Raw genomic sequence first — 26,009 nt, forward strand, 5'->3', positions numbered from 1 at the left:
ATAGGTACTAAATCAAGCCAGAGCGAATATACAAACAACGCACGCGTAAAAAGAGCGGAAATAGCGACTTCTCACCAAAAGTCATAGGGTTTTGATTTCATTCACGAAGAAACCCCGAACAGCCCCGCTGTAGCGCAACTGTTCGGGTGTAATTAGGGTCTGAACCCAATCAATCATCAGAAGATTTCAAAAACCTGGCCGGTCTGAAGTCCTTCAACAGACTTGGCATACCCCAACGCAGCACGGGCGGCTGGCACCGGATCATGCCCACGGAAATAAGGAGCATAACCTTCCATCGCCTCGAGGATCACACCTGGACTTACAGCGTTGATACGCTGGCCCGGCTTCATTTCAATTGCCGCGGCTTTGACAAAGGACTCGATTGCACCATTGACCATTGATGCCGAACTGCCATAGCGGATCGGGTCCCGGGACAAAATACCGGTGGTCAGGGTGAAAGACGCATTGTCGGCAACATAATCCCGCCCAATCAGCACAAGATTAACCTGCCCGAACAGTTTGTCATCAATCCCGATACGGTATTTTTCCTCGTCCATGTCGGCAAGGTCTCCGAAATGGACTTTGCCGGTTGTTGACACCACTGCATCAACCGCACCGACTTTTTCAAACATCGCACGGATCGATGCCGTGTCTTTGAGGTCAACTGTCACATCGCCACTGTTGCGCGATGCACGAATAATATCATGGCGTGCGGACAGTTCGGCATCAACGCCTTTGCCGATGATCCCCGATGCCCCGATCAATAGTACCTTCATCATCTATCTCCATATGTGGAATTTCCAATGAATGAAGGATTTCACAAAACAGTTCGGTCGATAATCTGGCAATTTTCAAACATGTTGTTTAATATATTAAACAATGAAAGATTATCTTAGCGAAATGCGCAGCTTTGCTGCGGTGATTGAACAGGGCAGCTTTACCGATGCCGCCCGTGCAACCGGCACGTCCAAAGGGCTGATCAGTCAGCATGTCAAACGGCTTGAGGATGTGCTGGGTGCACAATTGCTGTTTCGCTCCACCCGCAAACTCGAACTGACCGAAATCGGTGGGACTTTTCTAACCTATTGTCAGAACATCACCCAAAGTGCCGATGCCGCGTTTGAAGCGGTCGAAGCACTGCGCGGTGAACCGGTTGGCAGCGTGCGCATCACGGTGCCGGTATCGTTTGGCGAGATGTTCTTGCAGGACATTATTGTCGAATTTCAAAAGATTCATCCGCGCATCCAGATCGAAATGGAACTGGAAAACACGTTCCGCGACTTGCAGGCGGCGCACATTGATATCGCCATTCGCGCCGGACTGACCGACGATCCCGATCAGGTTGCCATCCCGCTGGGCCAACTATCCGAACTGGTGTGCGCCAGTCCGGCATATTGGCAACACCACACCAAACCGCAAACGCCGGATGATCTTTCCGATCATAATTGTCTGGTCAACTTTCAATATTATAAGGACCGGAAATGGGTGTTCTTTTCACAAAGCGGTCCGCAGTCGATCACCGCACAGGGTAACTTGCGGTTAAACCACTACCCGCTTATCCGAAATGCCACCGTGCAGGGGCTGGGTGTTGCCCGCCTGCCCCGCTATGTCGCGATGCCCGAAATCCGCGCAGGGCGGCTTGAAACCGCGCTGGAGGAGTATCATTCACCCTTGCGACCGATCTACCTTGTGTATGCTTACCAGGGCAACCTTCCGGTCAAGAACAGGCTGATGATTGATTTCATTCGAAACTGGTTTACCGAGCGCCCTGACCTTCTGGAAACCAATGGGCTAAACGGCGTCTAAAAGCCGTTTGCTTAAACCAGATCGGTCATCGCGATAACATCTGACGGTTCAAGCCCCTCTTCACGCATGGATCGCAAGGTTTTGGATTTATCTCGTTTGGCAAACCGCTTCCCGTCCGGCCCGGTCAGAAGTCCATGATGGTGATATTCCGGCACGTCATAGCCCAGAACTTCTTGTAGCAGCCGATGCAGGTGGCTGGCAAAGAACAGGTCCTCACCACGGGTAACAAGGCTAATACCCTGCAAATGGTCATCATGGGTCACCGACAAATGATAGCTGGTCGGGGTCTCTTTGCGGGCGAGGACAACATCGCCGAAAATTTCCGGTGTAGCAATTTGACGCCCCGCCGCACGGTCAAACCAGACAAGTTCGCGACCGACCCGACCAACTGCGGCCGTCATATCCAAACGCAGGGCATAACTTTCACCTGCGGCGATACGGTCACGACGTTCTTTGGCAGAACAGGCACGGCAGGTCCCCGGATAGAGCGCTCCATCCGGTCCATGCGGTGCATTGCCAATCTGGGCGACTTCCGCCTGAATGTCTTTACGCGTGCAGAAACACGGATACAGCAGCCCCATATCCGTCAGGCGATCAAGAACGTTTTGATAATCCGAAAAATGATCCGACTGCACACGAACGGGTTCTTCCCATTCAAGCCCCAGCCACGCGAGGTCCTGATAAATCGCATCAAGATATTCCGCACGGCAACGGGTTTGATCGATGTCTTCAATCCGCAACAGGAACCGGCCATGTGGCCCGGACTGTTTGAACGAAAACAGTGCCGATGCCGCATGACCAAGGTGCAAGTAGCCAGTTGGGCTTGGCGCAAATCGGGTAATTGCTGTCATAGCGTCAGCACCGTCCCCCAAGAAGTTTACCAGCGGTCGCGATCACCTGCGGCACGATCACGCGCCTGCCCGGTATCAGCTGGAACGTGGCGGATTGGGCGTTTGGGCTGGCGCGCACCTTTTTCATCGAACAGATCGGAGAGTTCGCGCAGCATCGCGCCACCCAGTTCCTCGGGATCGTTGATGGTCACGGCACGCTGGTAATAACGTGTGACATCATGACCAATCCCGATCGCCATCAGTTCGACCGGTGACTTGGTTTCGATCCAGTCAATCACTTCGCGCAAATGCCGTTCAAGGTAATTTCCCGAATTGACCGACAGGGTGGAATCATCGACCGGCGCACCGTCGGAAATCACCATCATGATCCGGCGTTGTTCAGACCGGCCCAACAGGCGTTCATGCGCCCACAGAAGCGCCTCGCCATCGATGTTTTCCTTAAGCAACCCTTCGCGCAGCATCAAGCCAAGGTTCTTGCGCGCACGACGCCACGGCGTATCGGCCGCCTTATAGATGATATGACGCAGATCATTGAGACGCCCCGGTTTTGGCGGCTTGTCCTGCTCGACCCAGCGTTCACGCGACTGCCCGCCTTTCCACTGACGGGTGGTGAAGCCCAGAATTTCGACCTTCACCCCGCAGCGTTCAAGTGTTCGGGCAAGAATATCGGCAGAAAGGGCCGCAATCGTAATCGGACGCCCGCGCATCGAGCCGGAATTATCAATCAGAAGAGTGACAACCGTATCGCGGAAATCAGTATCCTGTTCCTGTTTGAACGACAGGGACGTGGATGGCGTCGAGACAATCCGGGCCAGTTTGGCAGCATCGAGAATGCCTTCTTCAAGGTCGAAGTCCCAGCCACGGTTTTGCTGCGCCATCAGGCGGCGTTGCAACCGGTTGGCCAGACGCGACACCACGTTCTGCAAATTCGCCAGTTGCTTATCAAGCATGGCTCGCAGACGGGAAAGTTCCAGCCCTTCGCACAGCTCATCAGCCGTGACGATTTCATCGAACTCACGCGTGAACGGCTCATACCCACGTTCAAGCGGCTCATTGCGACCATCAAACTCGGGTTGTTCACCCGGTCCGGCAGGCTGTTCTTCCTGCGACATGGCTTCAAGTTGCTGATCGTCGATATCGCCTTCACCGGCTTCGGCGTCTTCGGTGCCAGCGTCCTGCTGATCATCACTGCCATCGGGTTCAGAATCGTCGTTCTGCCCCTGCTGGCCGCCCTGACTTTCCAGATCCTCCTGATCAGGATCGTTTTCGCCACCTTGTTCCTCGTCATCCTCGCTATCCTGATCAGGCGGGGAATCATCGCCAAGGTCATCTTCAAGCGACAAATGATCGAGCAAACGGCGCATGCTGCGCGCAAAAGCGTCCTGATCATCAAGAACATCGCGCAGATCGCCAAGGTCGGCTCCCGCCTTGTCTTCGATATGCGACCGCCACAGATCAATCAGTGGCTGTGCTGATTCAGGGGCTTTTTCGCCCGTGAAGACTTCACGGGCGAGCATACCGATGGCATCGGCAAACGGTGCATCTTCGCGTGCCGTCAGCCGGTGATATCCTTTGGCGTGACAATCCTGTTCGAAATGTTCATGCAGGTTTTTACGCACACCGGGAAAATACCGCGATCCCACCGCTTCGCAGCGCGCAGTTTCAAGTGCGTCATACACAGCCTGTGCTTCGGCGGTTTCGGGCATACGCCGGGCGTGCAATGCCGCATCATGATGGCGCATTTTAAGCGCCCAGCCATCTGCAACGCCGCGTAAATCAGCAACTTCGCCCTTTGGCAGGGCTTGCTTGGGCATTGGCAGGCGGACGTGTTCACCATATCCGCCGGGCCGACCACCTTTGACAAAGCCTACTTCCAGATCATTACGCCCGGCAAGCGCGCGAAACGTCGCCGCCGTGCCGCGCAAAAACCCGGAAAGAGCCTCATCATTTTTCATTGTCTCACCCGCCTTGGGAACCAACTCGCCGATCTGCTTTAATGCCATGGGATCGCTGCTTAACGAACCATCACATTAATGGCTTCTTCGGGCAGTTCTTCGCCAAAGCACCGTTGATAGTATTCAGCCAGGATCGGACGTTCGACTTCATCGCAACGGTTCAGGAACGTTACGCGGAAGGCATAAGACATATCACCGAAGATCTTGGTGTTTTCCGCCAGGGTGATCACGGTACGCGGGCTCATCACGGTTGAAATATCACCCGCAACAAACCCGTGCCGTGTCAGGTTGGCAAGCGCAACCATGGCTTCGATTTTCGAACGGCCTTCCGGCGTATCAAAATCTGGCACCTTGGCGGCGATGATGTTGGTTTCATCTTCGACCGACAGATAGTTCAGGGTCGCAACAACCGACCAACGGTCCATCTGTGCCTGGTTAATCTGCTGGGTACCATGGTAAAGGCCCGTAGTGTCACCAAGGCCAACCGTGTTCGAGGTTGCGAACAGGCGGAAGTGCGAATGCGGATGGATCACCTTGTTCTGATCAAGCAGGGTCAATTTACCGTCCACTTCCAAAACACGCTGGATCACAAACATCACGTCCGGGCGACCGGCATCATATTCGTCAAAGACCATCGCGACCGGGCGTTTAAGCGCCCACGGCAAGATGCCTTCGCGGAATTCGGTAACCTGTTTGCCATCCCGCAGAACAATCGCATCCTTACCGATCAGGTCAATACGGCTGATATGGCTATCAAGGTTCACGCGTACACACGGCCAGTTCAAGCGTGCCGCCACCTGTTCGATATGGGTCGATTTACCCGTGCCGTGATACCCTTGGATCATCACACGGCGATTGTGGGCAAAGCCTGCTAAAATCGCCAATGTGGTATCGCGGTCAAACCGATAGGTCGGATCAATCGCGGGCACATGTTCGCTGCCCTGACTAAAGGCAGGGACGTCCATATCGGCATCAATTCCGAACGTATCACGGACGGAAATGGTGGTATCAGGCGTGTCCAGCGGATGTTCGGCTGCTGCACCTGTCGCTTCGTAACCTTGGCTCATAAGTACTCGCGCATTATCTTGGACCGACGCTGGTGGCGCGGTCGTTTCATTAAACTTGCTCATTAATAGCGGCTAAGTCGCATCACACAAAGGGAAGATGCGCAAAAAATCTTTATTACCGCAAAAGGATTAATCGATAAGCCATCCTACGGGCCGGTTCGACAATCGGATTTAACAAAAATCCACTCAGGATCAAAGTGAAACACGCGATTCAAGATCGCGGATATAGCTCATCAAGGACGAATAAGCCGCACTGATCATTTTAAACCGCTCCTCTGCCACTTTATCCCCGCCATTTGCGTCCGGGTGATACTTCTTTGACAGGGCCTTATACTTGGTTTTCAACTCGTCTCGGGTAAACGGCCAGCCAAGATCAAGCGTCGCCATCGCCTGTTGTTGTTCGGACGGCATGCCAAGCGCACCTGCACGGCGCTGAGCTTCTTCGCTTTTGCGTTTTTGCTCTGCGCGCGCCCGGTCATCGGCCCCGGGACCATGATGGGTTTGATCGCCGTCTTCATTGAAAAAGCCGAACCCGTCCCGGAATTTGAAATTGAACGGCTTTTTGGACCCGCGAATGTGACCGAACTGCCAAGTGGGGCGCTGCCAGTGCGTATCACGGCGCATGTCACTTTCAATATCTTCGGCCTTCATGCCGGCATAGTAGTTCCAGGATTTGTTGTATTCGCGCACATGCTCGAGGCAGAACTGATAATACTCACTCAGCTTGCGATCTTTGGGCGCACGAAATTCCCCATGACCGTCACAGTCTGGCCAATCGCATTCGGGCAAGACCGGTTCGTCATGATAAAGTGTTCTGCGCTTGTTGCGGTGTCCTCGGTTCATGTGCGTCTATATGTTCTGGATATCGCTGCTCGCAATATCATACGGTTCGATTAAATGCGATAAAAGGCTTGAAAAACTGCCGTCGCATGACAGAACGTCACCCTACGTTTCGTTTTTTGCAGTGATCTGCAAACATCCAATGGAAATAGAGGCTCTTATCATGCAGGTTGCCAATCAGATTCGTGACATCCTGACCAAAGAATTTACCCCGGCCAAACTCGAAATCATCGACGATTCGTCGAAACATGCCGGTCATTCGGGTGCAGACCCGCGCGGCGAGTCCCATTTTTCAGTTCTGGTTGTCTCTGACAAATTTGATGGAGAAAACCGCGTCAGCCGTCAGCGACTTGTTTATAGCGCCCTTGACGAGCTTCTCAAGGACCGGGTCCATGCGCTCGCCCTGAAAACCATGACCCCGGCCGAGTACGAAGCAGCAGCGGCACAAAGAAACACATAAGGCGATTTCCGCATTGTGAAATCAACCTAGACGATCTTTCCGTTTAAGCGCATTGCTTTAAGAACAAGCCACGCCTGCAACCATTGCAGGCGTGGCACAGATACCGGTCAATGGTATCTGGTTTAAACGGGAGGACTATGTAATGAACAAGCGCCTTATCGGGGCGACCATTGCCCTTGTCTTATCTGGCACCGCACATGCGCAAGCACCTGCGCCGGACAATCTCGAAAAGCTCTCAAACTTTCAATCAACCGGAACGACAGAATTCACCGTCATTGAACAGGGTGGCAACTATGCCGCCGGGATCAAAAAGACCCTTGATGGCATCACATTACCGCCCGGGTTCAAGATTGGTCTCTATGCCATTGTTCCCGACGCCCGTCATATTGCCGTTGGACCACAAGGGGTTGTTGTCTTTGTTGGCACCCGCAAAGACAAGGTCTGGTCGGTCACCGACCGCAACAAGGACCGCGTTGCCGACGAGGTGAAGGATTTTGCCCCATCACTTCGTTTTGCCATCCCGAACGGTCCATGTTTCTCACCTGACGGCATGCTGTATATCGCCGAGCAGAATCGCGTCCTGACCTTCCCTGCTGCGGAATTTTTCTATGAAAGCCCGGACGTCGCAGCATTCAATGTCGTCAAACAAGGCGATCTCATCCCGCCAGCAGAAGAAAGCTACAATCACACCGCACGTGTTTGCAAAATCGGTCCGGACGGGAAACTTTATATCTCGCTCGGTCAGCCGTTTAACGTGTCTCCACCTGAAAAACTTGATCTGTATCGCGACCACGGGATCGGCGGCATCATCCGCATCAATACCGATGGTACCGAGCGTGAGGTGTATACTTACGGGGTGCGCAATTCCGTCGGTCATGATTTTCATCCGGAAACCGGCGAATTGTGGTGGACCGATAATCAGGTCGATGGCATGGGCGATGAAATTCCGCCCGGCGAAATCAACCATCAAACTGCCGCAGGCCAGCACTTTGGCCATCCATGGTATGGCGGCGGCGATGTACGTACCAATGAATATGCAGGACAGGACGTCCCATATGACGTCGTGATGCCCGCGGTCGAAACCGTTGCCCATGCCGCCGACCTTGGCATGAGCTTCTATACGGGCAAGATGTTTCCGGCCAAATACAAGAACGCCATATTCTCGGCCCAGCACGGGTCATGGAACCGCACGACACCGGTTGGTGCGCGTGTGATGGTGACCTTTATTGATGCCGAAGGAAACGCCAGCATCGAACCCTTTGCCGAAGGCTGGATTGACGAGAATGACGAATATCTCGGCCGTCCGGTAGATGTCGCCCAACTGCGCGATGGTTCGATCATTGTTTCAGATGATCTTGCCGGGGCACTGTATCGCATCTGGTATGAGGGCAATTGATGCGTATTCTGATGATCGCACTCCTCGGCGGGCTTTTGCCCGCCGGGGTTCTGTTCGCTCAAAACACCGACCTCCCCGCCTCTGACGCCACCGCCAACCAAATCACCGGTGACTTGAAGGATGGCCGCAAGGTTGCGGGCATGTGCCGAACCTGTCACGGGCTGGATGGCAAGGCCCGCATTCCGATTGCACCACATATTGGCGGGGAAACCGTTGACTATCTGATGGCGCAATTGCACGCGTTCAAAAGCGGCGAACGCGAACATGAAATGATGACTGTGGTTGCGCGCGGATTATCCGACGACCAAATCAGGGATGTCGCAACATGGTTCAATCATTTTGACGTTGTGACCACCTTACCTGCAGGCAAGACAGAAGACGACGCACCGGAGCTGTGTGTTGGCTGTCATGGCGTAAACGGTATTTCGAATTTGCCCGATGCCCCCAATTTGGCCGGCGAAACCAACATTTACATCGAAACCCAGATCAAGGCATTCCGGACCGGTAAGCGCACACATGACGTCATGACCCCGATTGCCAAAGATCTGACAGACGCCGAAATGCAGCAGGCATCAGACTGGTATAGCCAGATCGACATCAAGATCACTGATCCGTCGGGGACATAAATCACCGCCAACAGCGTAGACCGGGAAGTTTAGCTTTCGGGGCGCAATGCGGCGGACACATCCAAACCAACGGTGAGTGCCGCCATGACGTTGCCGGTATCCGGATCAATTACAGGAACGGTAATCTGCGACAGGAAAGAACGGGTCGAGCCATCAAAAAGGATGTCATCAATCTGGGCATGGCCGCGATTTAGGTTATCGGTCATTTGGAATTTCGTCTCGTCTGACTGATCAAAATCAGACGTCACCCGGTTCATGCCGATCACTTCACCACGAAGATTGAAAACAAAGGCTTCCGCGACGTGACCACCCGATGCCTGTTGGAATTTCCGCAAATATTGCGACAGGTCGTTTTCCAAGATGTTGGACGCCGCAAGACTAATGTCACCGTTTCGCACTTTGGCGATCCATTCAACATCAAGCAGTTTACGGGTTTCTGTGTCGTAGGTTGCGCCATCCAGTTCGGTGCGAATTTTTGTGATCAGCTCCGATGCGCCCGCCAGCTTTTCTATTGATGGCAATTGATCGCGTTCAATCGCCGCCCTTTCCCATGGCTCCAGATTCATCGGAACGGTTTCACAAAATTCCAGATTGTCGTTGAGATCATTCAACATATGGGGGAATTTTTGCAGATACACTTTTGAAAAATAAACGACCAACGGTGCATAGCGTTCAAAGCGCAGTTCGAAATTTTCCGACCCTAAGCCAAGCTCATTACGGGCAGCTTCGAAACTTTGTTTATCAACCAGCGCATATTCCACATGACCTGCCATCACTTGGGAAACCAATGATGAGAACGATGGCGCACGGTTAATGTCAGCATAACCTTCTTCTAGGAGCCATTCGGCTTCATTCGACCCAAGAATGGCACCAACGGCAGACATATTAACGGGCTTAGTCTGCAAGCCAGAACGGGGATCGCTTTCACTGAACCGCTTGGAAATCCAGACCCATTTTTCCAGTGCCAGCGGATAGGATGGCACAGCGTATTCGTCCATAAACGGGCTAAGGCGGGCAAGGAAAAAGCCATCGGCCCTGCCGCTTCGGACCATTTCGCGATTTCGCTGACGCGGGGCAACTGCAAGCCCATACCCAATGCCAATCCGGTCAAACGCGCAATTAAGTACGGCAATGGAATAACCGCTTAGCATCCCGTCCTGCAATTCCTGATACGGCGGTTGAAGATTGGTTTGCAGGATCAAAAACGTATCCATCCCGTCGCCGATAGTCTGGCCAACTTCTTCGACCGGCAAGGCAAGTTCTTGTGCTGATGTGACCGGTATTTCAACAGTAGCGCCCACCCCACAGCCAAGCAACACCGTCAACAGCCCGCGTATGAACACATCGCGCAAACCAATATCCTTAGGTCGCATGGCTGCCTTTTTGCATCGGGAACACATCATCTGTCGCCTGACAATTGCAGTGGACGAATACTTAAGGGGGCAGAACGCAATAAATTAGCAGCCCCTAACCTTAAAGATATTGGAAATCTGCAAGGGACTTGCAAGACAATGCCGGCTTTGTTTTCAAAGCTCCCGCAGGCTGTCGTCATCTTCGTCGATGGGTTCATCGCCGGTATAGAAATCTGGCGCAATGCGCTTAACCGCCGCACCATCACTGCGCCAACCATGACATGTATTAATCAGCGGCATTTTTCGTTTATTTGGCGCGGCATCACTGGCCGGATCGGAACCGTCACCAGACGTTAATTGCGCCAAACGCTTTTCTTCCGCCTCACGTGAACGGATCGGAAAGATTGTCTGAAAGGCAGTGGTCGCCACTGGCCCCATCAATTCGGTCAGATGCGTGCAACCGTGAATGCCGCCGACCCGATCTCTGATCTGCTTTCTAAGCCCCGGCCCGAGTTTCAACCCAACCAGATTTTCATATGCCGGTGCAATCGCATCACATGCATTGAACGGTGCATGATCAGTGACGGCTTCGACCGCACGGATCACAAGATCATCGCCAACTGTCACCCGCAGCCACATTTCATGAACCGGCACACCGGGCGGGATTTCGCCACGGTCGTTGTTGGCAAATCCGTATGTTTTGGTATCGGTGATATGGCCTTCGATATCCCACAAACCATCTGCGCGGCGAAAACCCTGACAGGTCACAGTGCGGGTGTGAATATGTTCGCGGGCGGCGGGGCTGGATAATGGCATGGGGCTATCTCTCCTTTACGTAAACGTAAAGTCCTTCACCCATGTGATGTCAAGTAGCAAAGTCCTGACTTGCCAAATCATTCCACGCGATGACGGGAACCATGCCCCCGTCATCGCGAAAGAATTCTGATAAAAGATTAAGCTAAACAAACGTGTTAAGGCGCCTATGCCACGCCGTAATCCGACCCGAAGATGAACTTTTCACGTTCGCGAACATCTTCTTCGAGCTGGGCTTTCACCACGTTGAACAGATCGCGGATCGAAACCATGCCAACCACCGCATCCCCGTCGACAACCGGCAGGTGGCGATAACGACGTGCACTCATAAGTTCCAGCGCGTTCATCGCAGTATCATTTGGCCCCAACGTATCGGGGTTTGCCGTCATGACTTTCGAAAGTGGTGTGGTGGCAGGGTCTTCTCCCTTTGCAACAACACGGTTCACAAGGTCGCGTTCGGTGAAAATACCGGCAAGCTTTGCCGCGTTATCGACAATGATAACCGCGCCGATTTTTCGTTCCGACATCATGTTCACGGCATCCATCACGGAATCGGCGGGGTTCAGGGTCGCGATGGATTGTTCCTTGACCACGCCTGGTACGATTTTCGTATCCATGCTTCTCTCTCTGCGGATTGCTGTTGCCACATGTCCAAACCCGATCAGATCATCTGGTGCTGCGCGATGAAACGCAGTGGACCTTATTTTAAAATGGTCCTGCGATCTTTTGGGTCAAGAGCTCAAACCTGATTTTAACCCATAAGTCGAAAAACTTAAAACTGTTTACGCCAAAATGGGAAATCAAAGCACGGCAACGCCACCGGCAGAGAACGACCGCCTATTCGCGGTCGTCGGTGGTAAGGTCGGTCACTTCACGCATGCGGATTCGGGTGACCTGATTGCGAATTCGGCGCAGGACTTCGAATTCAAATCCGTGGAAACGGAACTGCTGACCAACATCGGGAATGCGCCGGGTTTCATACAGCAACAATCCTGCGACCGTTGCGGCCTCTTCGTCTGGGAGACGCCATGCGAAACGACGATTGAGGTCCCGGATGGTCACGTCACCGCGCACAATAACCGATCCGTCGGTTTGTGGCTGTACACCAATCACTTCGACATCGGTCTCATCGGCGATATCACCCACGATTTCCTCAAGGATATCTTCGAGTGAAACCACACCTTCAAACGCACCGTATTCATCGACAACAATTGCGAAATGTTCGTGACGTTCCTTAAACGCCTTGAGCTGATCGGCAAGGGTCGTTGAATCGGGGATGAACCACGCCTCGGAACTCAGTTCACGGACTTCTTTTGCCGTCGCCGGTTTGGCGCCGCGCACGACCGCCTTTAACACTTCACGGGCATGCAGAACGCCAACGATGTTATCGGGGTCTTCCTCATAAATCGGGATACGGGTGTGCGGACTGGCCAGAACCGTATCAAGGATTTCGTCCATAGGGCGGGTAATGTCGATCATCTGCACCTTGCGGCGATGCACCATGATTTCCCATACGCCAACGTCTTCAAGATCAAGCACACCGTGCAACATCGTGCGTTCGGCATGATGGTCACCAACAACCACATCATCGGCGTGCAGTTCAATCGCACCACGCAATTCGCGTTCGCTGTCCATGCCGGGGCCTTCGCCGCTGCCAAACAGCCGCAAGGTTGCCTGAACAATCACCTGAATGCTTTGCGTGATGGGTGCAAAAACAACCACCAGAATGCTCATCGGGCGGGCCACACGCAGCGCCATGGTATCGGCATGCTGAAGCGCATAGGTTTTTGGCAGAATTTCTGAAAACACCAGAACAAGTGCGGTCATGGCGATGGTGGCGTAAACAACACCGTTTTCACCAAACAGTTCAATCATCACCGAAGTCGCAAGGGCAGAGGCCAGAATGTTGACCATATTGTTGCCCAGCAAAATCGCCCCAAGCAAACGTTCCTGATACTGGCGCAGCCTGTTAACCGTCGCGGCTCTGAGGTCGCCATCCTGTTCCTTGTGATGCATGACCGGACGCGACGCTGCCGTAAGCGCGGTTTCCGAGCCAGAGAAAAATGCCGACAACATCAGCAGGAAAAAAATCACGACAATCGTGATTGTCATTCAGGGCCGTCTCCAAAGAGTGATCGCAACCGGACAACTTTGTCCGTAAATCACTTGTAAGGTCAATTGTCGCTACGTCAACGACTTCACAAGTCCGGTCGCTAAAAACGACCAGACATAAACAATCAGATTAATATGGATCGCACGATGCTCAGCCGCGGCATGACCGGGTAATTGCCGCGCGCATTTTATCCACATCCATCGCCTTGGACGTAAACGCCTTGCCAATACCACGTGTCATGACAAACGTGATCTCGCCGTCGCGGACCTTTTTGTCACGCGACATATGACTGATGACCTTGTCGATGTCCCAGTGCATGCCCGAAACTTCCGATGCGCATACCGGCAAACCGACCGATTTCAAATGCGCGACAATGCGGTCTTTTTCACCTGCGGGTGCCATGCCCATGGCACCACACACGTCATGCGCAATCACCATGCCCATGGCAACTGCTTCGCCGTGCAGAAGTTTCTGGCCATAACCGGTTTCGGCTTCAAACGCATGACCGAATGTATGACCAAGGTTAAGCAAGGCGCGTTTACCGCCTTCGCGTTCATCTTCGGACACGATGCGGGCCTTTGCCGCACAGCTTTTAATCACAGCCTGACGGCGCTCAGGCCCGTCGGTATCGATAACCGCCTGCCCGTTTTCTTCAAGCCACGCAAAGAAGTCCGGATCATCAATCAGGCCGTATTTGGCAACCTCGGCATAGCCAGCGCGCATTTCACGTGGCGACAATGTGTCGAGAACGGCGGTATCGGCCAGAACAAGACGTGGCTGATGGAACGCACCGACAAGGTTCTTGCCCGATTTGGAATTGATCCCGGTTTTCCCGCCGACCGAACTATCGACCTGCGACAAAAGCGTCGTTGGGATTTGCACGAAATCAAGCCCACGCAGCAATGAAGCCGCCACATATCCGGCCAGATCCCCGACAACCCCACCGCCCAATGCGATGATCACGGTCGACCGTTCAATTCCCATCGCCAATATCTGTTCGACGACATCTGCGAACGTGGCAAAACTTTTGGATTTTTCACCCGACGGCACAACAACTTCGCGGTGCGCGATGTTTGCACCATCAAGGGACGCCAGAACCGTGGGCAGATGTTTGTCGGCAACAACCGTATCACTGATGACGACAACCCCGGCTTTACGCACGAAGGGGGCGATGTATTTGGCGGTATCGGCCAAAAGGTTGCTGCCCACAAGGATGTCATAGCTGCGCGCGCCAAGTTCAACGCGAAGAGTGTCGTGATTGCTCACTGTGTTAGCTTCCTGTTCTGATCAAATTGCCGTCATCGTCAAAGGACTTGGCCATCAGTTCGAGAACTGCGTCACAGGTTTCTTCTTTGGACGATTCATCACAATCAAAGATGATGTCGGCCCCGGCATAAATCGGGTAACGGGTCTCAATGAAATCTGCGAGAATCTTACGCGGATTGCCCCGGTTCAACAACGGACGATGTGTCCGTCCACTGGTCCGTTGCAACAGCAATTCAAGATCGGCACGCAGCCACACTGATACAGATTTTTCGAGAATGAGTTTTCGAGTGCGTTCACGAATAAACGCCCCGCCGCCAGTGGCCAGCACGAGTTGCTCACCTTCAAGCAAGCGGGCAATCACACGCTCTTCGCCGTCGCGAAATGCTTCTTCGCCATACAGCTTGAAGATATCAGCAATCGAGCAGCCAGCGGCCTCTTCTATTTCGCGGTCGGCATCGACAAAATCCAGGTTCAGTTCCTTGGCGACCATACGGCCAATACAGCTTTTTCCTGCACCCATAAGGCCAATGAAAACCAAAGGGTAACCCTTAAGGCCCCGGCGGATTTTGGCAATCACGTCTTCGTGCAAACCCGACTCGGCAATGTTGCTCTCCATGTTCGGTTTGCAGTCCTGTAGTTCATCCGGTTTCAACAAAATTTACCTAATTCTTTAGGCCAGCTTAGCCTCGAACGCAAGCGAACCGCACGCTCTTTACGACAATTTACCGCGTAAAATTGTTCTCGCACGTTATATGCCGCGATTACGAATGCGGATCAGACAATTGTTCGTTGCGACTTTGCTGTTAACGCTCTGTGAGGAACCGACACCTATACTGCCTTGAAGTTGCCGAAATAGAATGTCATCCAGCCCGTTGAACATAAACCTGTATCACGGCACGGATGAGGCAAAGCCAAACAGTCCCAAGCGGGATTTTGCCCGATTGGGTATATCGCTGTTTGCGTATCTTGCATCTTTCTGCTTCGTCAGCATACTGGTAGACGCGTCATTCGCACAAACGCATCGAAGTCTGGATAAAAATGAAGATCTTATCGCGTATTATTCTGTTGCTGGTCCTTGCTGTAATCGTCGGCGGCGCCGTTTTCCTGGTCACCTGGGATATTCCGGCCCCAACCAGCCAAATCGAAGAAACCATCCCGAATTCGAGGTTCAATTAAGATGACATTGCGTTCCCGCCTGTTACTGCAGACCTGTTTGCTGGCAATGATGACGGGAACCGGACTTGCGCCGGGAACCGCAAATGCCCAGAATTCAGCACCTGTGCCCTTGTTTTTAAAACAGGAAGCACAGCAAGATGCAGTAACTCAACCCGGGAACGACATGCCTGCCAACAATGGCACAACCGGGTCAAACCCCGGTGGATTTGGGTCGGGTTCAACGTCTGTTAACAGTTTCCCGTCTGATCCAAATGCGGTTCAGTCCGTGACCCTTCAGGCTATTGATGCCGAAGCAGTCGGCACCCTTGATCCGTCGCAAGGCGGTCTTGGTGTTGATATGTGGAACGGCACGACACGTAAATCAGCAGCCAAGCTGGTTTCAGAACTTCCCGCCACCCCGGCCACACATACCGCACGTGATTTACAACAACGGCTGCTACTGTCGGTAGCCGCCCTGCCGCAAGACACGCCCAAGGTCAGCCTGCTTGAGGCACGCGTTGCCAAACTGATCAACATGGGTGCGCTTGACGGCGCAATTGATCTGGTCCGCGCAACCCCGCAAGGATCGCGTGGGGCCATGCTGGCACAGGCCGAAGTTAACGCGCTTCTGATTGCCGGACGCATCGATGATGCCTGTGCCACGATTGAAAGCTACAGCGCCATTTACGATGAAATGTTCTGGCTAAAAGCAGCAGCCATGTGCGCGCTTCATGCCAATGATCCGACATCTGCCGCATTTTCGGTCGACCTTGTCCGTGAAATGGACGGGGAAAGCGACGCAACATTCTTTGGTCTGGTCGCGGCCATTCGCGGTGGAACGGCGGTTGATGCCGATCTTCTGACTGATTTACGCCCGATTGATATCGCGCTTTTATCTATCGCCAAACAATCCATCCCGGAAAGTCAGCTTGAAACCGGAAATGCGGTGTCCATCATTGGCCTCACCAACGCGGTTGCAACCCCGACCGATGTACGCCTTGAAGCTGCCCACAAGGCCGAAAACCTTGGCCTAATTAGTGCCCAACAGCTTGGCGATATTTATAGCGCGGTCAACTTCGATCCGGCCGATCTTGAAAATGCCCTAGATGATGCCGCCGAAGGCGTTCAGGCGCGTCAGTACGCCAAACTTTATCAGGCTGCCGCAAAAAGCGATGTGCCTGCCGTACGTGCAGAAATACTCGCAGCCCTTTTTGAAACCGCCCAGATCGAAGGCGATTTCCTTCAGGCCGCGCGGCTTTGTGCTCCACTGGTGGAAGAAATTCCGATAAATGGTGATTTCTCCTGGTTTGCAATCACGGCCCTTAAGACATCGATCGCGGTTAACAGCATCGAACGTGCGGCAAGCTGGCTTCAGGTTGCCAAGTCTTCGGCAAATCCCGGCAATGATATTTCGTCGCGCTTGAGCCTGCTTTACCCTGTTCTCGCGATATCGGGTCTCGAAGACACCGGCGCGCCAAAACCAAACGATGATGCCGTTCAAGTCAATCAGGACGTCATGAATGGCGCGACCACCAACCAGCCACGTTTTGGTCTGGGTGGTGCAGTAACACCGGCGCCGACACAACCATCGCAAACGGTCGATCTACAGGCCTTAACCGATCATCGGTCCCGCATGACCGAATGGCAGGAAATACAAGCAGCCAGTTCCGATCAGGCAGCAGCGAGACGTAATGCCGAACTGGTTTTCAACCTGTATGATGGATTTGGCATCGAGGTTCCCGAAGGGGCATGGAACAGCTTGCTGATTGCACCTTATGCCGAAGAACGCACAACCATCAGCAGTGTGGTCAATCATTATCTGCGCGTTGGCGCAACCGGAAATCAAAAGGCAAAAACCGTCGCAATGGCCATTCAGGCACAACAGATTGCAACCATGCCAAATGCCGATCCAAAGGCACTTGCCGATACGGTTGCCGCCCTGACCATGGTTGGCCTTCAAGCAGATGCACAGCACTTGGCCGTTGAGCTTCTTCTGGCGTCTGACCGGTAACGGCACGTGCAATGACAAAGGCACCTGCAAGCGCGTTGATTTCGGCCTTTCTTGAAATGATGGCGGCTGAACGCGGGGCCAGTCCACATACGCTTGATGCCTATCGCCGCGATCTTGACGATTATGTTGGATCGTTAAAGGCAGGAAAATCTGATCCTGTGACGGCGGGTGATGGTGATATGCGGCGCTATATGGCCGAACTCGGTGCGGCCGGGCTTGCGCCGCGCACACAGGCACGGCGACTTTCAGCCGTTCGGCAATTTCACAAGTTCCTGTATTCCGACGGGTATCGCAACGAAGACCCTTCGGCCAATATCGACAGTCCCCGGCAAGGCCAGACCTTGCCAAAGTTCCTGACGATCGATGAAATTGATCGCCTGATTGCGGCGGCATCCAATCATTCCGGGATTAAAGGCAAACGTCTTTTGGCGATGGTTGAATTGATGTATGCCACCGGCATGCGGGTATCCGAACTGGTTGAACTGCCCTATGCGGCGGCGGCACGCGATCCCCAAATGCTGATTGTAAGGGGCAAAGGCGACAAGGAACGTCTGGTGCCCTTATCCGATCCGGCCCGTGATGCCCTGCGTGACTACATTGCGGTGCGCGATGCTTTTATTCCATCAGACAAATCCGACGGCCATACAAACCGCGCCGGGCAATCCTCATACCTTTTCCCGTCACGTGGAAAAACCGGGCATCTGACCCGGCAAATGTTCCTGAACATGATCAAGGATCTGGCGGTTGATGCGGGTGTGGCACCGTCACGGGTATCCCCGCACGTTTTGCGTCATTCCTTTGCCAGCCACCTTTTGGCCAACGGGGCCGATTTGCGCAGTTTGCAAAAAATGCTGGGCCACTCGGATATTTCAACCACCCAAATTTATACTCATGTTCTCGAGTCACGGTTGCGCGGGCTGGTGCAGGAACATCATCCCCTGGCACATATGGGTAAACCAGAGTAACGCTTACAGCCTCGTAAAATTTGTCCAAGCCGTCCGTATAGGTAAACGACCGTCATTTTGCGAAAAAATGCACGTTTTCTGCGGTTGTCATATATTCGTAACCGTACTGTCATCAAGTTGTTGCCAAACCTGAGCTAGAGCAAATCAAACAAAAACTGTCTTGATCGTCTTTCTCAGGGAACGCAAACATTTTGGCAAATCGGGGAACTGCATTGGCCCATAATGCAGACACTGCAGTGACAACCAACAGACCCACCGCACAGCCTGTCGTGCTTCGAAACTGGCAACAGGTTGTCGACAAAGTCGACTTTGCCTTCCAGCCGATTGTCAGCCCGCACACCGGGCATGTTTTTGGCTATGAAGCGTTACTACGGTGTTGGGATAGTGCCGGGTTCGCATCCATTCAGGCCCTGTTTGATACGGCTTGGGAAACCGGCAATCTGCACAGCGTTGATATGATGCTGCGTGAAAAGGCGATTAAAAAGTTTGCCCGCCTCCCCGGTGCCACGCGCCTGAAACTGTTTTATAATTTTGATAACCGTGTCATTAAGACCGAAGATTACCAACCCGGGCAAACGGCAAAGTTACTGTCAGATGCCGGGCTTGAGCGTGACACGATTTTTCTGGAAATTTCCGAACGTCACGACATCAGCAACGCCCAGTATCTTCAGGATATTTTGGTCCGCTATCGCAGTCAGGGCTTCAAAATTGCCATCGACGATTACGGCAGTGGCTTTGCCCAATTGCGTGCGATCTATGAATGCGAGCCTGATATCATCAAGATTGACAGGTTCTTTATCGACGGCATCGACCGCGACCGTCGCAAGGAACTGTTTGTCACGCAAATCAATGCATTTGCCCATATGATTGCCGCACAAGTCGTCGCCGAAGGGGTCGAAACACGCGAAGAATTCCTATGTTGTCGCCGACTTGGCTGTGACCTGGTGCAGGGCTTTTTCCTTGCCCACCCGTCAATAGAATTGCCCGAACAAACAGACACCATCAAGATCGCGGCTGACCTTGCCGCCGACAACCGCCGGCAAACTGAACGTGACGACGATGTTGTTCGATCTTACCTTCTCGATACACCCGCCCTGCCAAGCGACATCAACCCGGTTGATATTCTGACCTATTTTCAGCACAACCCGGATATTTCGCTGGTGCCGGTGGTTAATCAGAATGGCGAACCGCTTGGCGTGGTGCGTGATTCTGAATTCAAATCTTTCATCTACACCCCGTTTGGGCGCGAGTTGCTGCAAAATCCGGCCAACCGCACCAATATCAAACGGTTTTTGCGCCGCTGTCCGGTTGCCGATATCCGAACCAGCCTGTCTGAACTGCTTGAGACATTTGTGAACACCAACGCAATTGACGGCGTCATCCTGACCGAGAACGGTCGATACCTTGGCGTGCTTGACCAAAGTGCGCTTTTGCATGCGGTGAATGAACGCAACACGCTAAATGCACGTGATGAAAACCCGCTCACGCGTCTTCCGGGCAATAGTGCGATTTATCGTTATGCGGCAAATGCATTGTCGAACACGCGCAAACGTCGCTTTGCTGTCTATTTTGATTTTGACAACTTCAAACCGTTCAATGACCGCTATGGGTTCCGTCAGGGCGACCGGGCGATCCTGTTATTCAAGGATATCCTTGGCAAGGTGCTAAGCCAGAATGACTGGTTTGTCGGCCACATTGGCGGCGATGACTTCTTTGCCTATGTTCAATCAGTCGATTTCGAAGAAGCCATCGCCGCAGTTAAACGTGTTCAATCCATGTTCGATGAACAGATCAAAAGCTTCTATGACGCCGAAACGCGCGAAGCTGGCTATCTGACCGGTAAGGGACGCGACGGTATTGAAGCGCGGTTTGACCTGATGAGTGTCAGTGCGGCGATGGTGCGCATCCCCCCGGAACGCAGCGACATTACCCTTGATCATATTTCAATCGCGGCCGCCAAACTCAAAGCAACGGCAAAAAGCAGTCCTACGCGGTTCGCCAGTGCCTGTTATGAAATGCCGGGTACAAACGATGAAATCGCGCAGATACCTGCCTAAAGCCGTTTGGGTTTATCGGTCTTTGATCGGTATTTCTTGAATATCACGCGATATCGGAGACGCAATAGGGCTTTGAAAACAACAAAATAATGCTTTTATTTATCTACGCTGCGTTTAATATCCCGTCAAAATAACACCACCTTAAACGAGCATTTCACGTCGATGGTTAGCGTTTCTTCTTCATCCGACCTGCAACAAGTCATTCCGGTTCGTCCAGCGCGGCCAATCGCACCGCGTCAGCAACCCCAGCAGGATCAGCAACAGCAAGACCAGATTGTCGATAAGAACAATCAGGCTGCCGTTACATCGGACGAAGAAATTGAACGCGCAGTGCGCGCCTTTGAACAGGACCGCAATCAAAAGCAAAAATTTGTCCGCAATGACGCACGTGACATCGTTCTTGAAAACGATATCGAACAATTTGGCGCCACCGGATATGATCCGTCCGGCACAGCGAATGCTGGTGCAAGCCCATCAAATGGCCGTGGTCAGTATATCGATATCTATGCCTGATTCTCAGGCATCTCCAAACGGCTGCGCTGTGCTGAATACCGTAAAGATCAGTCGATCAGACCAACCGCTTTTTGCCAGTCATTCCAATCCCAGATCAAATCAGCCAACCGGTCATAGCCGGTCTTATCTGGATGATAACCGTCGCCACGGCGCAATGCGCGCTGCCAGATTTCATCGGCTAGCGTCGTGCCAAGCAGATCAAGATAGGGCACATCAAACCCACGCGCGGTTTCCAGATAAATCTGGTTAAGCCCTTCAAGCCGTTCGTTGATTTCCTGACTTGATTTACCGCCATCAATCACCGCCTGCGGCCCGATCCACAGTGTCGGTGCCAGTTTGGATGCTTCGCCGATAATCTCGGCGGCATTCACGGCTGATTTGGCGGGAGATACCCGCATAGTGGTTTCCTCACCCCGGTCTTCGGCATGATTGGCATCATTAACACCAAAACTGAACAACAAGAGCGACGGAAATTCAGCCACCATGCGCAGTTCGGCTTCAAACTTCCAACGTGCTTTCAGGCCCTCGGTCGTTTCAGCGCGAATTCCAAGATTGTAAATGGTGGTTTCGCGCTTTGCCTCGCCCAGCAAACGGCGGCCCAATCGCATCGGCCAGCCACCTTTTTCCCCATCACGCACACCATTGACCAAACTGTCACCAAAACAGCAAATGCGATGTCCAGTAGTAGCTTTGCTCATTATGCTTCCTGTTCGTCCGTCATCGGGTGACTGGCAAGGTATTTGATCAATTCTGCGCTGTCGGGTTCACATCCACGATCCAGCCAATATTCTTCGGCCTGCTTTAACAGCATGCCGATTTTCGGGCCCGCCGGGGCAAGCTTGGCGGCCAGAATATCGCGGCCTTGGATTGGCAAGTGTCTTGGCTGCCAATCAGCGGCAGCTGCAATAAGGTTTTGCCAGCCTTTGTTTTCGTCTTGGGTACACCGCGGCGGGACAGAAGCCCGCATGCTCCATGCCAACAGAACCGCATCCCGAAAACGATCAGCCCCAATCCGATACAAATCACGTCGAACGGTATCGGCATCAAGGTCGGATTCAATCAGCGGCGCATCAGAAATCATCGCACTGAACCGATCTACTTCGGTGTTTGACAAACGTAAGGACCGGGCGAATTCTTCGGCGATGTTAGCGCTAACATCGTTGTCATCTGTGGGCTTAAACAGTGCTGCCAAACGTCGAAGGGGATCGGGTTGAATGGCCGGATCGGCCAATGCGGTACTATCAAGCCATTGCATGATGCGCAGGGTCGCTGTCTGGGTCAGTTGCGGCAAGATCAGGGGTAAAATATCAAATCCGATCATCTCGCCAACGGTGCCCGCCGGGCTTTTGGCCAGCAGCAGCTTTAACATTTCATCGCGGATGCGCTCAGGGGAAATATCAAGTAATCCACGCGCCCCCTTGCGGCAGGCTTCGGCACCAACCGGGTCAATCGGGGGGCGTCCAAACCACGCCTGAAACCGGAAAAACCGCAAAATGCGCAGGAAATCTTCTGCGATGCGATTTTCCGCCGTGCCAATGAACCTGACACGCCCATCGCCCAGATCGGTTTGACCATCAAACGGGTCATAAAGAGTACCGTCCAGATCGCAATAAATCGCGTTGAATGTAAAGTCGCGCCGTTTGGCGTCTTCAAACCAGTTGTCGGTAAAGGCAACTTCGGCATGACGACCATCGCTTAAGACATCAACCCGCAACGTGGTAATTTCATACGCACCGGCATCGGTGATTGCAGTCACTGTACCATGCTTGATTCCTGTCGGGATTACCCGGATGCCAACCTTTTCAAGTGCGGATGTGGTTTCATCCGGGCCAAGATCACAGGCGATATCAACATCATGCAGATCACGTCTGAGCAACGCATCGCGTACGACACCCCCAACAAAACGGGCACGCCCGCCGTGCTGTTCGATGGCGTCAAACACGCGTGCCGTATCTTCCGCGACCATAATGCCATAGGGCCGCAATCTGCCTGTTGCTTCCATTCCTGTCATCGCACAGTCTTGATGTCCGTCGGTTGTCTAGGGGCAGGACCTAAGTTCAAAGGTCGTGGGGTGTTATTTTTTGGGTTCGAAATAGCCCGGTTCGACAACACCGTCACGCAATGAAGGCGCATGATAAATGGAATCAGGCGGCGCACCAGTCCCAAGTGCGGTGTAAATAAGGATTGCTGCGGTTAACGCAACACCCGCACCAAACAGCAACAGCCACGGACCTTTGCTCCAGGGTGGCACGATATCGTGGCCTTCGCGGATGGCTTTGGCACGTGCGAATTTCAACCAGATGCCATAGAGGACAAACGGCAGTATCAGGGGCAGGCCAATCTGAATGATTTGTCTTAGCATGAAGCTTTTTCCCTGAACGTCATTTATGTGTGCATCTCGGTGCGCGATGCCCGCAGGACTTCGCTGAAATTAACCAGCATCCCGGCGGTCGCACCCCAGATATAATATTCCCGGTACGGGATGGCAAAATATCGCCGCCGTGTGCCTTCAAAGGTCACGGTTTGCAGTTTCTGGTTGCCCGGATTGAGGATAAATTCCAACGGGACTTCAAACACTTCGGCCACCTCGTGATCATCTGGTACCAGATCAAACGGCGGTGTCACAAGCCCGATCACCGGGGTCACCTGATAGCCCGTCACGGTGTAATAATCATCAATGCGACCAATCAGTTCAATATGGCCCCGGTTCAGACCAATTTCTTCCTCGGTTTCGCGCAAGGCCGTTTCTTCGATGGTGACGTCGAATTTTTCCTGTCGGCCGCCGGGAAAGCTGATTTGTCCGGCATGATCACTTAAATGATCCGTCCGACGGGTTAAAATGACATGTAATCCATTGGTCCGTTTGACAAGTGGAACCAGAACCGCCGCCGGACGGGCAATCAAATCCCCGTCAGCAAAGGCGCGCGCGCGTGATTTTGATCCGGGATAATCGACAGCGTGATCACCACGGCGCTGCACGGCATCACCGCGCGGGGCATTCAGTGCGGCAATGATTTCAGCTGGCGTCATTAAACGGTCTCCATACGGCCAATCTCAAAAAACTGTCCGTGACTATATACACCTATACTCGTCATCCCGGTGTCAGGTTCAATGATTTCCTCAGCCAATTCTACAAGTTGATAAAATACCGCCCGGTTCAGGCGCGCCTCAAGCCCGCGTTCAAGCGCGATATAAGGCGATGGTTCATCGGTTTCAGGATCATGTTCAACCCGCAACGCATGATCCCCGTCCAATTCGACCCATTGATCAATATTGGTGCGGAATCGAAGGATCTGATCATGGCCTGTACCCTTGTTTTCCATCTCAACGGCAATGAATGCAACGTCTTCAACGTCAATACGCGCCATTTCAGCAGGGGTCACAAGCCAATGACCGCCTTCTTCATCACGTTGCAGGACAGAAGAAAAAAGTTTCACTAACTCAATTCGGCCAATGGGCCCACCTTGATAGAACCATGTGCCATCCCGACCTATAGACATAGGGATATCGCCGCAAATCTGCGGATGCCGTCCGGTGTCGGGCTTTTGCCCGCGCAGGCGCGACCAAAGTTTTTCGGCGAGATCGGTGGTTTTTTCGTTATTGCTCATGCTGTACAGTTAACTCCGGAACCAAATGTTTTCCCGTAGTGATTATGTGAATTCTTTTGCGTTCCCTAATCTGGTCAGCGATTGCACTGCAACAGAGGAAGCAAAGTCTCCCGCCATGACAAACGCGCCACGTTTCCCCGAAGAGATGGGGTTTTCCCAAGATAGCAGTCTTGAACGCGACGCCGCGCGTTTGGACGAATGTGTCGGTCGCCTGGCCGAAGCCCGCAAAATGGTTTCATCCATTATATTTGGGCAGAATGAGGCAGTAGAGCAAACACTTATCGGTATTTTATCTGGCGGCCATGTCTTGATGGTTGGTGCGCCGGGGCTTGGGAAATCGTTACTCGCCCATACATTGGGCAAAGTACTGGGCCTTTTGGACAAGCGCATTCAGTTCACCCCTGACCTGATGCCTGCCGATATCCTAGGGTCCGAAGTCCTTGAAGAAGGCACGGATGGCAAACGCGCCTTTCGCTTTATCAAGGGGCCGGTGTTCTGCCAGCTTCTTCTGGCTGATGAAATAAACCGTGCCAGCCCACGAACCCAGTCGGCCCTGCTCCAAGCCATGCAAGAACACGAAGTATCGGTGGCGGGCTATAGTCACAAACTTCCTGAACCGTTCCATGTTCTGGCAACCCAGAACCCACTGGAACAGGAAGGCACCTATCCGCTGCCAGAAGCACAGCTTGACCGGTTTTTGCTTGAAGTGCGTCTAGCCTATCCCAATGCGGATGAAGAACGCAAAATCGTCACCGAAACCACCGGGCGCTATCCAACACGGCCAAGACAGGTTCTTCAGGCCGATGATCTGGCCGAGGCACAGGATTTTGTCCGCCGCCTGCCGATGCCCGACCGCGTGCTTGATATCATCATTGCATTGTGCCGCGAATGCCGCCCGGAAAGCACATCAATGGTCGACATCCGCGATAATGTTGCATGGGGTCCGGGCACACGTGCCGCACAATCGCTGTCACTAGCCTGCCGGGCGCGGGCGATGCTTCATGGCCGGTTTGCGCCATCGCTTGAGGATGTCTCTGAACTGGCTGTTCCCATTCTGCGCCACCGGTTTGGCCTGACCTATGGTGCGCGTGCCGAAGGATATACTGCAAAAAGCCTGATCACAGATGCCCTCGCCCACCTTCAGGAGAGCTGAGA

The 26,009-nt window shown here is 53.1% G+C and carries 25 protein-coding genes; 9 read left to right on the top strand and 16 right to left on the bottom strand.

The genetic code is table 11. The features are described from left to right. Positions 1–176 precede the first annotated feature (176 nt). Entirely contained in the window at positions 177–776 is a 600-nt protein-coding gene (locus COO92_RS13675) for a short chain dehydrogenase (RefSeq protein WP_101302957.1), read from the bottom strand. A 103-nt stretch (positions 777–879) separates the two neighbouring features. Between COO92_RS13675 and COO92_RS13680 the strand changes: the two genes are divergently transcribed. Next, the gene (locus tag COO92_RS13680; RefSeq protein WP_101302959.1) at positions 880–1,806 is read left to right on the top strand and encodes a LysR family transcriptional regulator; all 927 of its coding nucleotides are present in this window, start codon (positions 880–882) and stop codon (positions 1,804–1,806) included. An 11-nt stretch (positions 1,807–1,817) separates the two neighbouring features. On the opposite strand, the gene gluQRS is transcribed toward COO92_RS13680, so the two are convergent. The 4 genes from gluQRS to COO92_RS13700 form a co-directional block, all read right to left on the bottom strand. Continuing rightward, positions 1,818–2,657 carry a tRNA glutamyl-Q(34) synthetase GluQRS gene (gene gluQRS, locus COO92_RS13685; RefSeq protein WP_101302961.1) on the bottom strand — a complete coding sequence of 280 codons (840 nt, stop codon included), beginning with the start codon at positions 2,655–2,657 and terminating at the stop codon, positions 1,818–1,820. A gap of 26 nt (positions 2,658–2,683) precedes the next feature. Continuing rightward, on the bottom strand, positions 2,684–4,612 hold the full coding sequence (gene cobT / locus COO92_RS13690) for a cobaltochelatase subunit CobT (protein WP_101303347.1): 1,929 nt from the start codon (positions 4,610–4,612) through the stop codon (positions 2,684–2,686). 59 nt (positions 4,613–4,671) lie between these two features. Further along, complete coding sequence (gene cobS / locus COO92_RS13695) at positions 4,672–5,679, bottom strand: cobaltochelatase subunit CobS (protein WP_022731560.1); 1,008 nt, start codon at positions 5,677–5,679, stop codon at positions 4,672–4,674. A 192-nt stretch (positions 5,680–5,871) separates the two neighbouring features. Next, on the bottom strand, positions 5,872–6,522 hold the full coding sequence (locus COO92_RS13700) for a J domain-containing protein (protein WP_022731561.1): 651 nt from the start codon (positions 6,520–6,522) through the stop codon (positions 5,872–5,874). A gap of 160 nt (positions 6,523–6,682) precedes the next feature. Here COO92_RS13700 and COO92_RS13705 point away from each other — a divergent pair, with 160 nt between their 5' ends. From COO92_RS13705 to COO92_RS13715, 3 genes are all read left to right on the top strand, one after another. After that, complete coding sequence (locus tag COO92_RS13705) at positions 6,683–6,979, top strand: BolA family protein (protein WP_101303349.1); 297 nt, start codon at positions 6,683–6,685, stop codon at positions 6,977–6,979. A 142-nt stretch (positions 6,980–7,121) separates the two neighbouring features. Continuing rightward, a complete protein-coding gene (locus COO92_RS13710; protein WP_101302963.1) occupies positions 7,122–8,375 on the top strand; it encodes a PQQ-dependent sugar dehydrogenase in 1,254 nt (417 codons plus the stop codon). Then, positions 8,375–9,001 carry a c-type cytochrome gene (locus COO92_RS13715; protein WP_101302964.1) on the top strand — a complete coding sequence of 209 codons (627 nt, stop codon included), beginning with the start codon at positions 8,375–8,377 and terminating at the stop codon, positions 8,999–9,001. The genes COO92_RS13710 and COO92_RS13715 overlap by 1 nt, the downstream gene beginning before the upstream one ends. Before the next feature lie 29 nt (positions 9,002–9,030). On the opposite strand, the gene COO92_RS13720 is transcribed toward COO92_RS13715, so the two are convergent. The 6 genes from COO92_RS13720 to COO92_RS13745 all read right to left on the bottom strand — a co-directional run bounded on the left by COO92_RS13720 (position 9,031) and on the right by COO92_RS13745 (position 15,161). After that, the gene (locus tag COO92_RS13720; protein ID WP_101302966.1) at positions 9,031–10,374 is read right to left on the bottom strand and encodes a hypothetical protein; all 1,344 of its coding nucleotides are present in this window, start codon (positions 10,372–10,374) and stop codon (positions 9,031–9,033) included. 153 nt (positions 10,375–10,527) lie between these two features. Beyond that, positions 10,528–11,169, bottom strand: coding sequence for a DUF2889 domain-containing protein (locus COO92_RS13725; protein WP_101302968.1), 642 nt, complete (start codon positions 11,167–11,169; stop codon positions 10,528–10,530). A 164-nt stretch (positions 11,170–11,333) separates the two neighbouring features. Continuing rightward, positions 11,334–11,783 (bottom strand): CBS domain-containing protein, encoded by a 450-nt coding sequence (locus tag COO92_RS13730; RefSeq protein ID WP_101302970.1) that lies wholly within the window; start codon positions 11,781–11,783, stop codon positions 11,334–11,336. A 220-nt stretch (positions 11,784–12,003) separates the two neighbouring features. Beyond that, positions 12,004–13,278 carry an HlyC/CorC family transporter gene (locus tag COO92_RS13735; protein WP_022731569.1) on the bottom strand — a complete coding sequence of 425 codons (1,275 nt, stop codon included), beginning with the start codon at positions 13,276–13,278 and terminating at the stop codon, positions 12,004–12,006. A gap of 151 nt (positions 13,279–13,429) precedes the next feature. Further along, a complete protein-coding gene (aroB, locus tag COO92_RS13740) occupies positions 13,430–14,545 on the bottom strand; it encodes a 3-dehydroquinate synthase (RefSeq protein WP_101302972.1) in 1,116 nt (371 codons plus the stop codon). Between the two features lie 4 nt (positions 14,546–14,549). Then, on the bottom strand, positions 14,550–15,161 hold the full coding sequence (locus COO92_RS13745; RefSeq protein WP_101302973.1) for a shikimate kinase: 612 nt from the start codon (positions 15,159–15,161) through the stop codon (positions 14,550–14,552). Between the two features lie 561 nt (positions 15,162–15,722). Here COO92_RS13745 and COO92_RS13750 point away from each other — a divergent pair. From COO92_RS13750 to COO92_RS13765, 4 genes are all read left to right on the top strand, one after another. Then, positions 15,723–17,711 carry an antifreeze glycopeptide gene (locus COO92_RS13750; RefSeq protein ID WP_101302975.1) on the top strand — a complete coding sequence of 663 codons (1,989 nt, stop codon included), beginning with the start codon at positions 15,723–15,725 and terminating at the stop codon, positions 17,709–17,711. An 11-nt stretch (positions 17,712–17,722) separates the two neighbouring features. Next, positions 17,723–18,676: a site-specific tyrosine recombinase XerD gene (locus COO92_RS13755; RefSeq protein ID WP_101303009.1), complete on the top strand. Its 954-nt coding sequence runs from the start codon at positions 17,723–17,725 to the stop codon at positions 18,674–18,676. Positions 18,677–18,912: 236 nt separating this feature from the next. After that, positions 18,913–20,733, top strand: coding sequence for a GGDEF domain-containing protein (locus tag COO92_RS13760; protein ID WP_240626437.1), 1,821 nt, complete (start codon positions 18,913–18,915; stop codon positions 20,731–20,733). 162 nt (positions 20,734–20,895) lie between these two features. After that, positions 20,896–21,246, top strand: coding sequence for a hypothetical protein (locus tag COO92_RS13765; protein WP_101303012.1), 351 nt, complete (start codon positions 20,896–20,898; stop codon positions 21,244–21,246). Between the two features lie 47 nt (positions 21,247–21,293). Here the strand turns inward: COO92_RS13765 and COO92_RS13770 are convergent, their stop codons facing one another. From COO92_RS13770 to COO92_RS13790, 5 genes are all read right to left on the bottom strand, one after another. After that, entirely contained in the window at positions 21,294–21,944 is a 651-nt protein-coding gene (locus COO92_RS13770) for a GDSL-type esterase/lipase family protein (RefSeq protein WP_101303013.1), read from the bottom strand. After that, a complete protein-coding gene (locus COO92_RS13775) occupies positions 21,944–23,257 on the bottom strand; it encodes a CCA tRNA nucleotidyltransferase (protein ID WP_101303015.1) in 1,314 nt (437 codons plus the stop codon). The genes COO92_RS13770 and COO92_RS13775 overlap by 1 nt, the downstream gene beginning before the upstream one ends. A 63-nt stretch (positions 23,258–23,320) precedes the next feature. Beyond that, a complete protein-coding gene (locus tag COO92_RS13780; RefSeq protein WP_101303017.1) occupies positions 23,321–23,608 on the bottom strand; it encodes a hypothetical protein in 288 nt (95 codons plus the stop codon). Between the two features lie 23 nt (positions 23,609–23,631). After that, a complete protein-coding gene (locus COO92_RS13785) occupies positions 23,632–24,276 on the bottom strand; it encodes a CoA pyrophosphatase (protein WP_101303019.1) in 645 nt (214 codons plus the stop codon). Then, entirely contained in the window at positions 24,276–24,854 is a 579-nt protein-coding gene (locus tag COO92_RS13790) for a DUF1285 domain-containing protein (RefSeq protein WP_101303021.1), read from the bottom strand. Before COO92_RS13790 ends, COO92_RS13785 begins: the two co-directional genes overlap by 1 nt. 115 nt (positions 24,855–24,969) lie before the next feature. Between COO92_RS13790 and COO92_RS13795 the strand changes: the two genes are divergently transcribed. Next, positions 24,970–26,007 carry an AAA family ATPase gene (locus COO92_RS13795; protein ID WP_101303023.1) on the top strand — a complete coding sequence of 346 codons (1,038 nt, stop codon included), beginning with the start codon at positions 24,970–24,972 and terminating at the stop codon, positions 26,005–26,007. Positions 26,008–26,009 lie beyond the last annotated feature (2 nt).

Origin of the sequence: Thalassospira lohafexi (genome assembly GCF_002844275.1) — a bacterium.
Lineage (GTDB): Bacteria > Pseudomonadota > Alphaproteobacteria > Rhodospirillales > Thalassospiraceae > Thalassospira > Thalassospira lohafexi.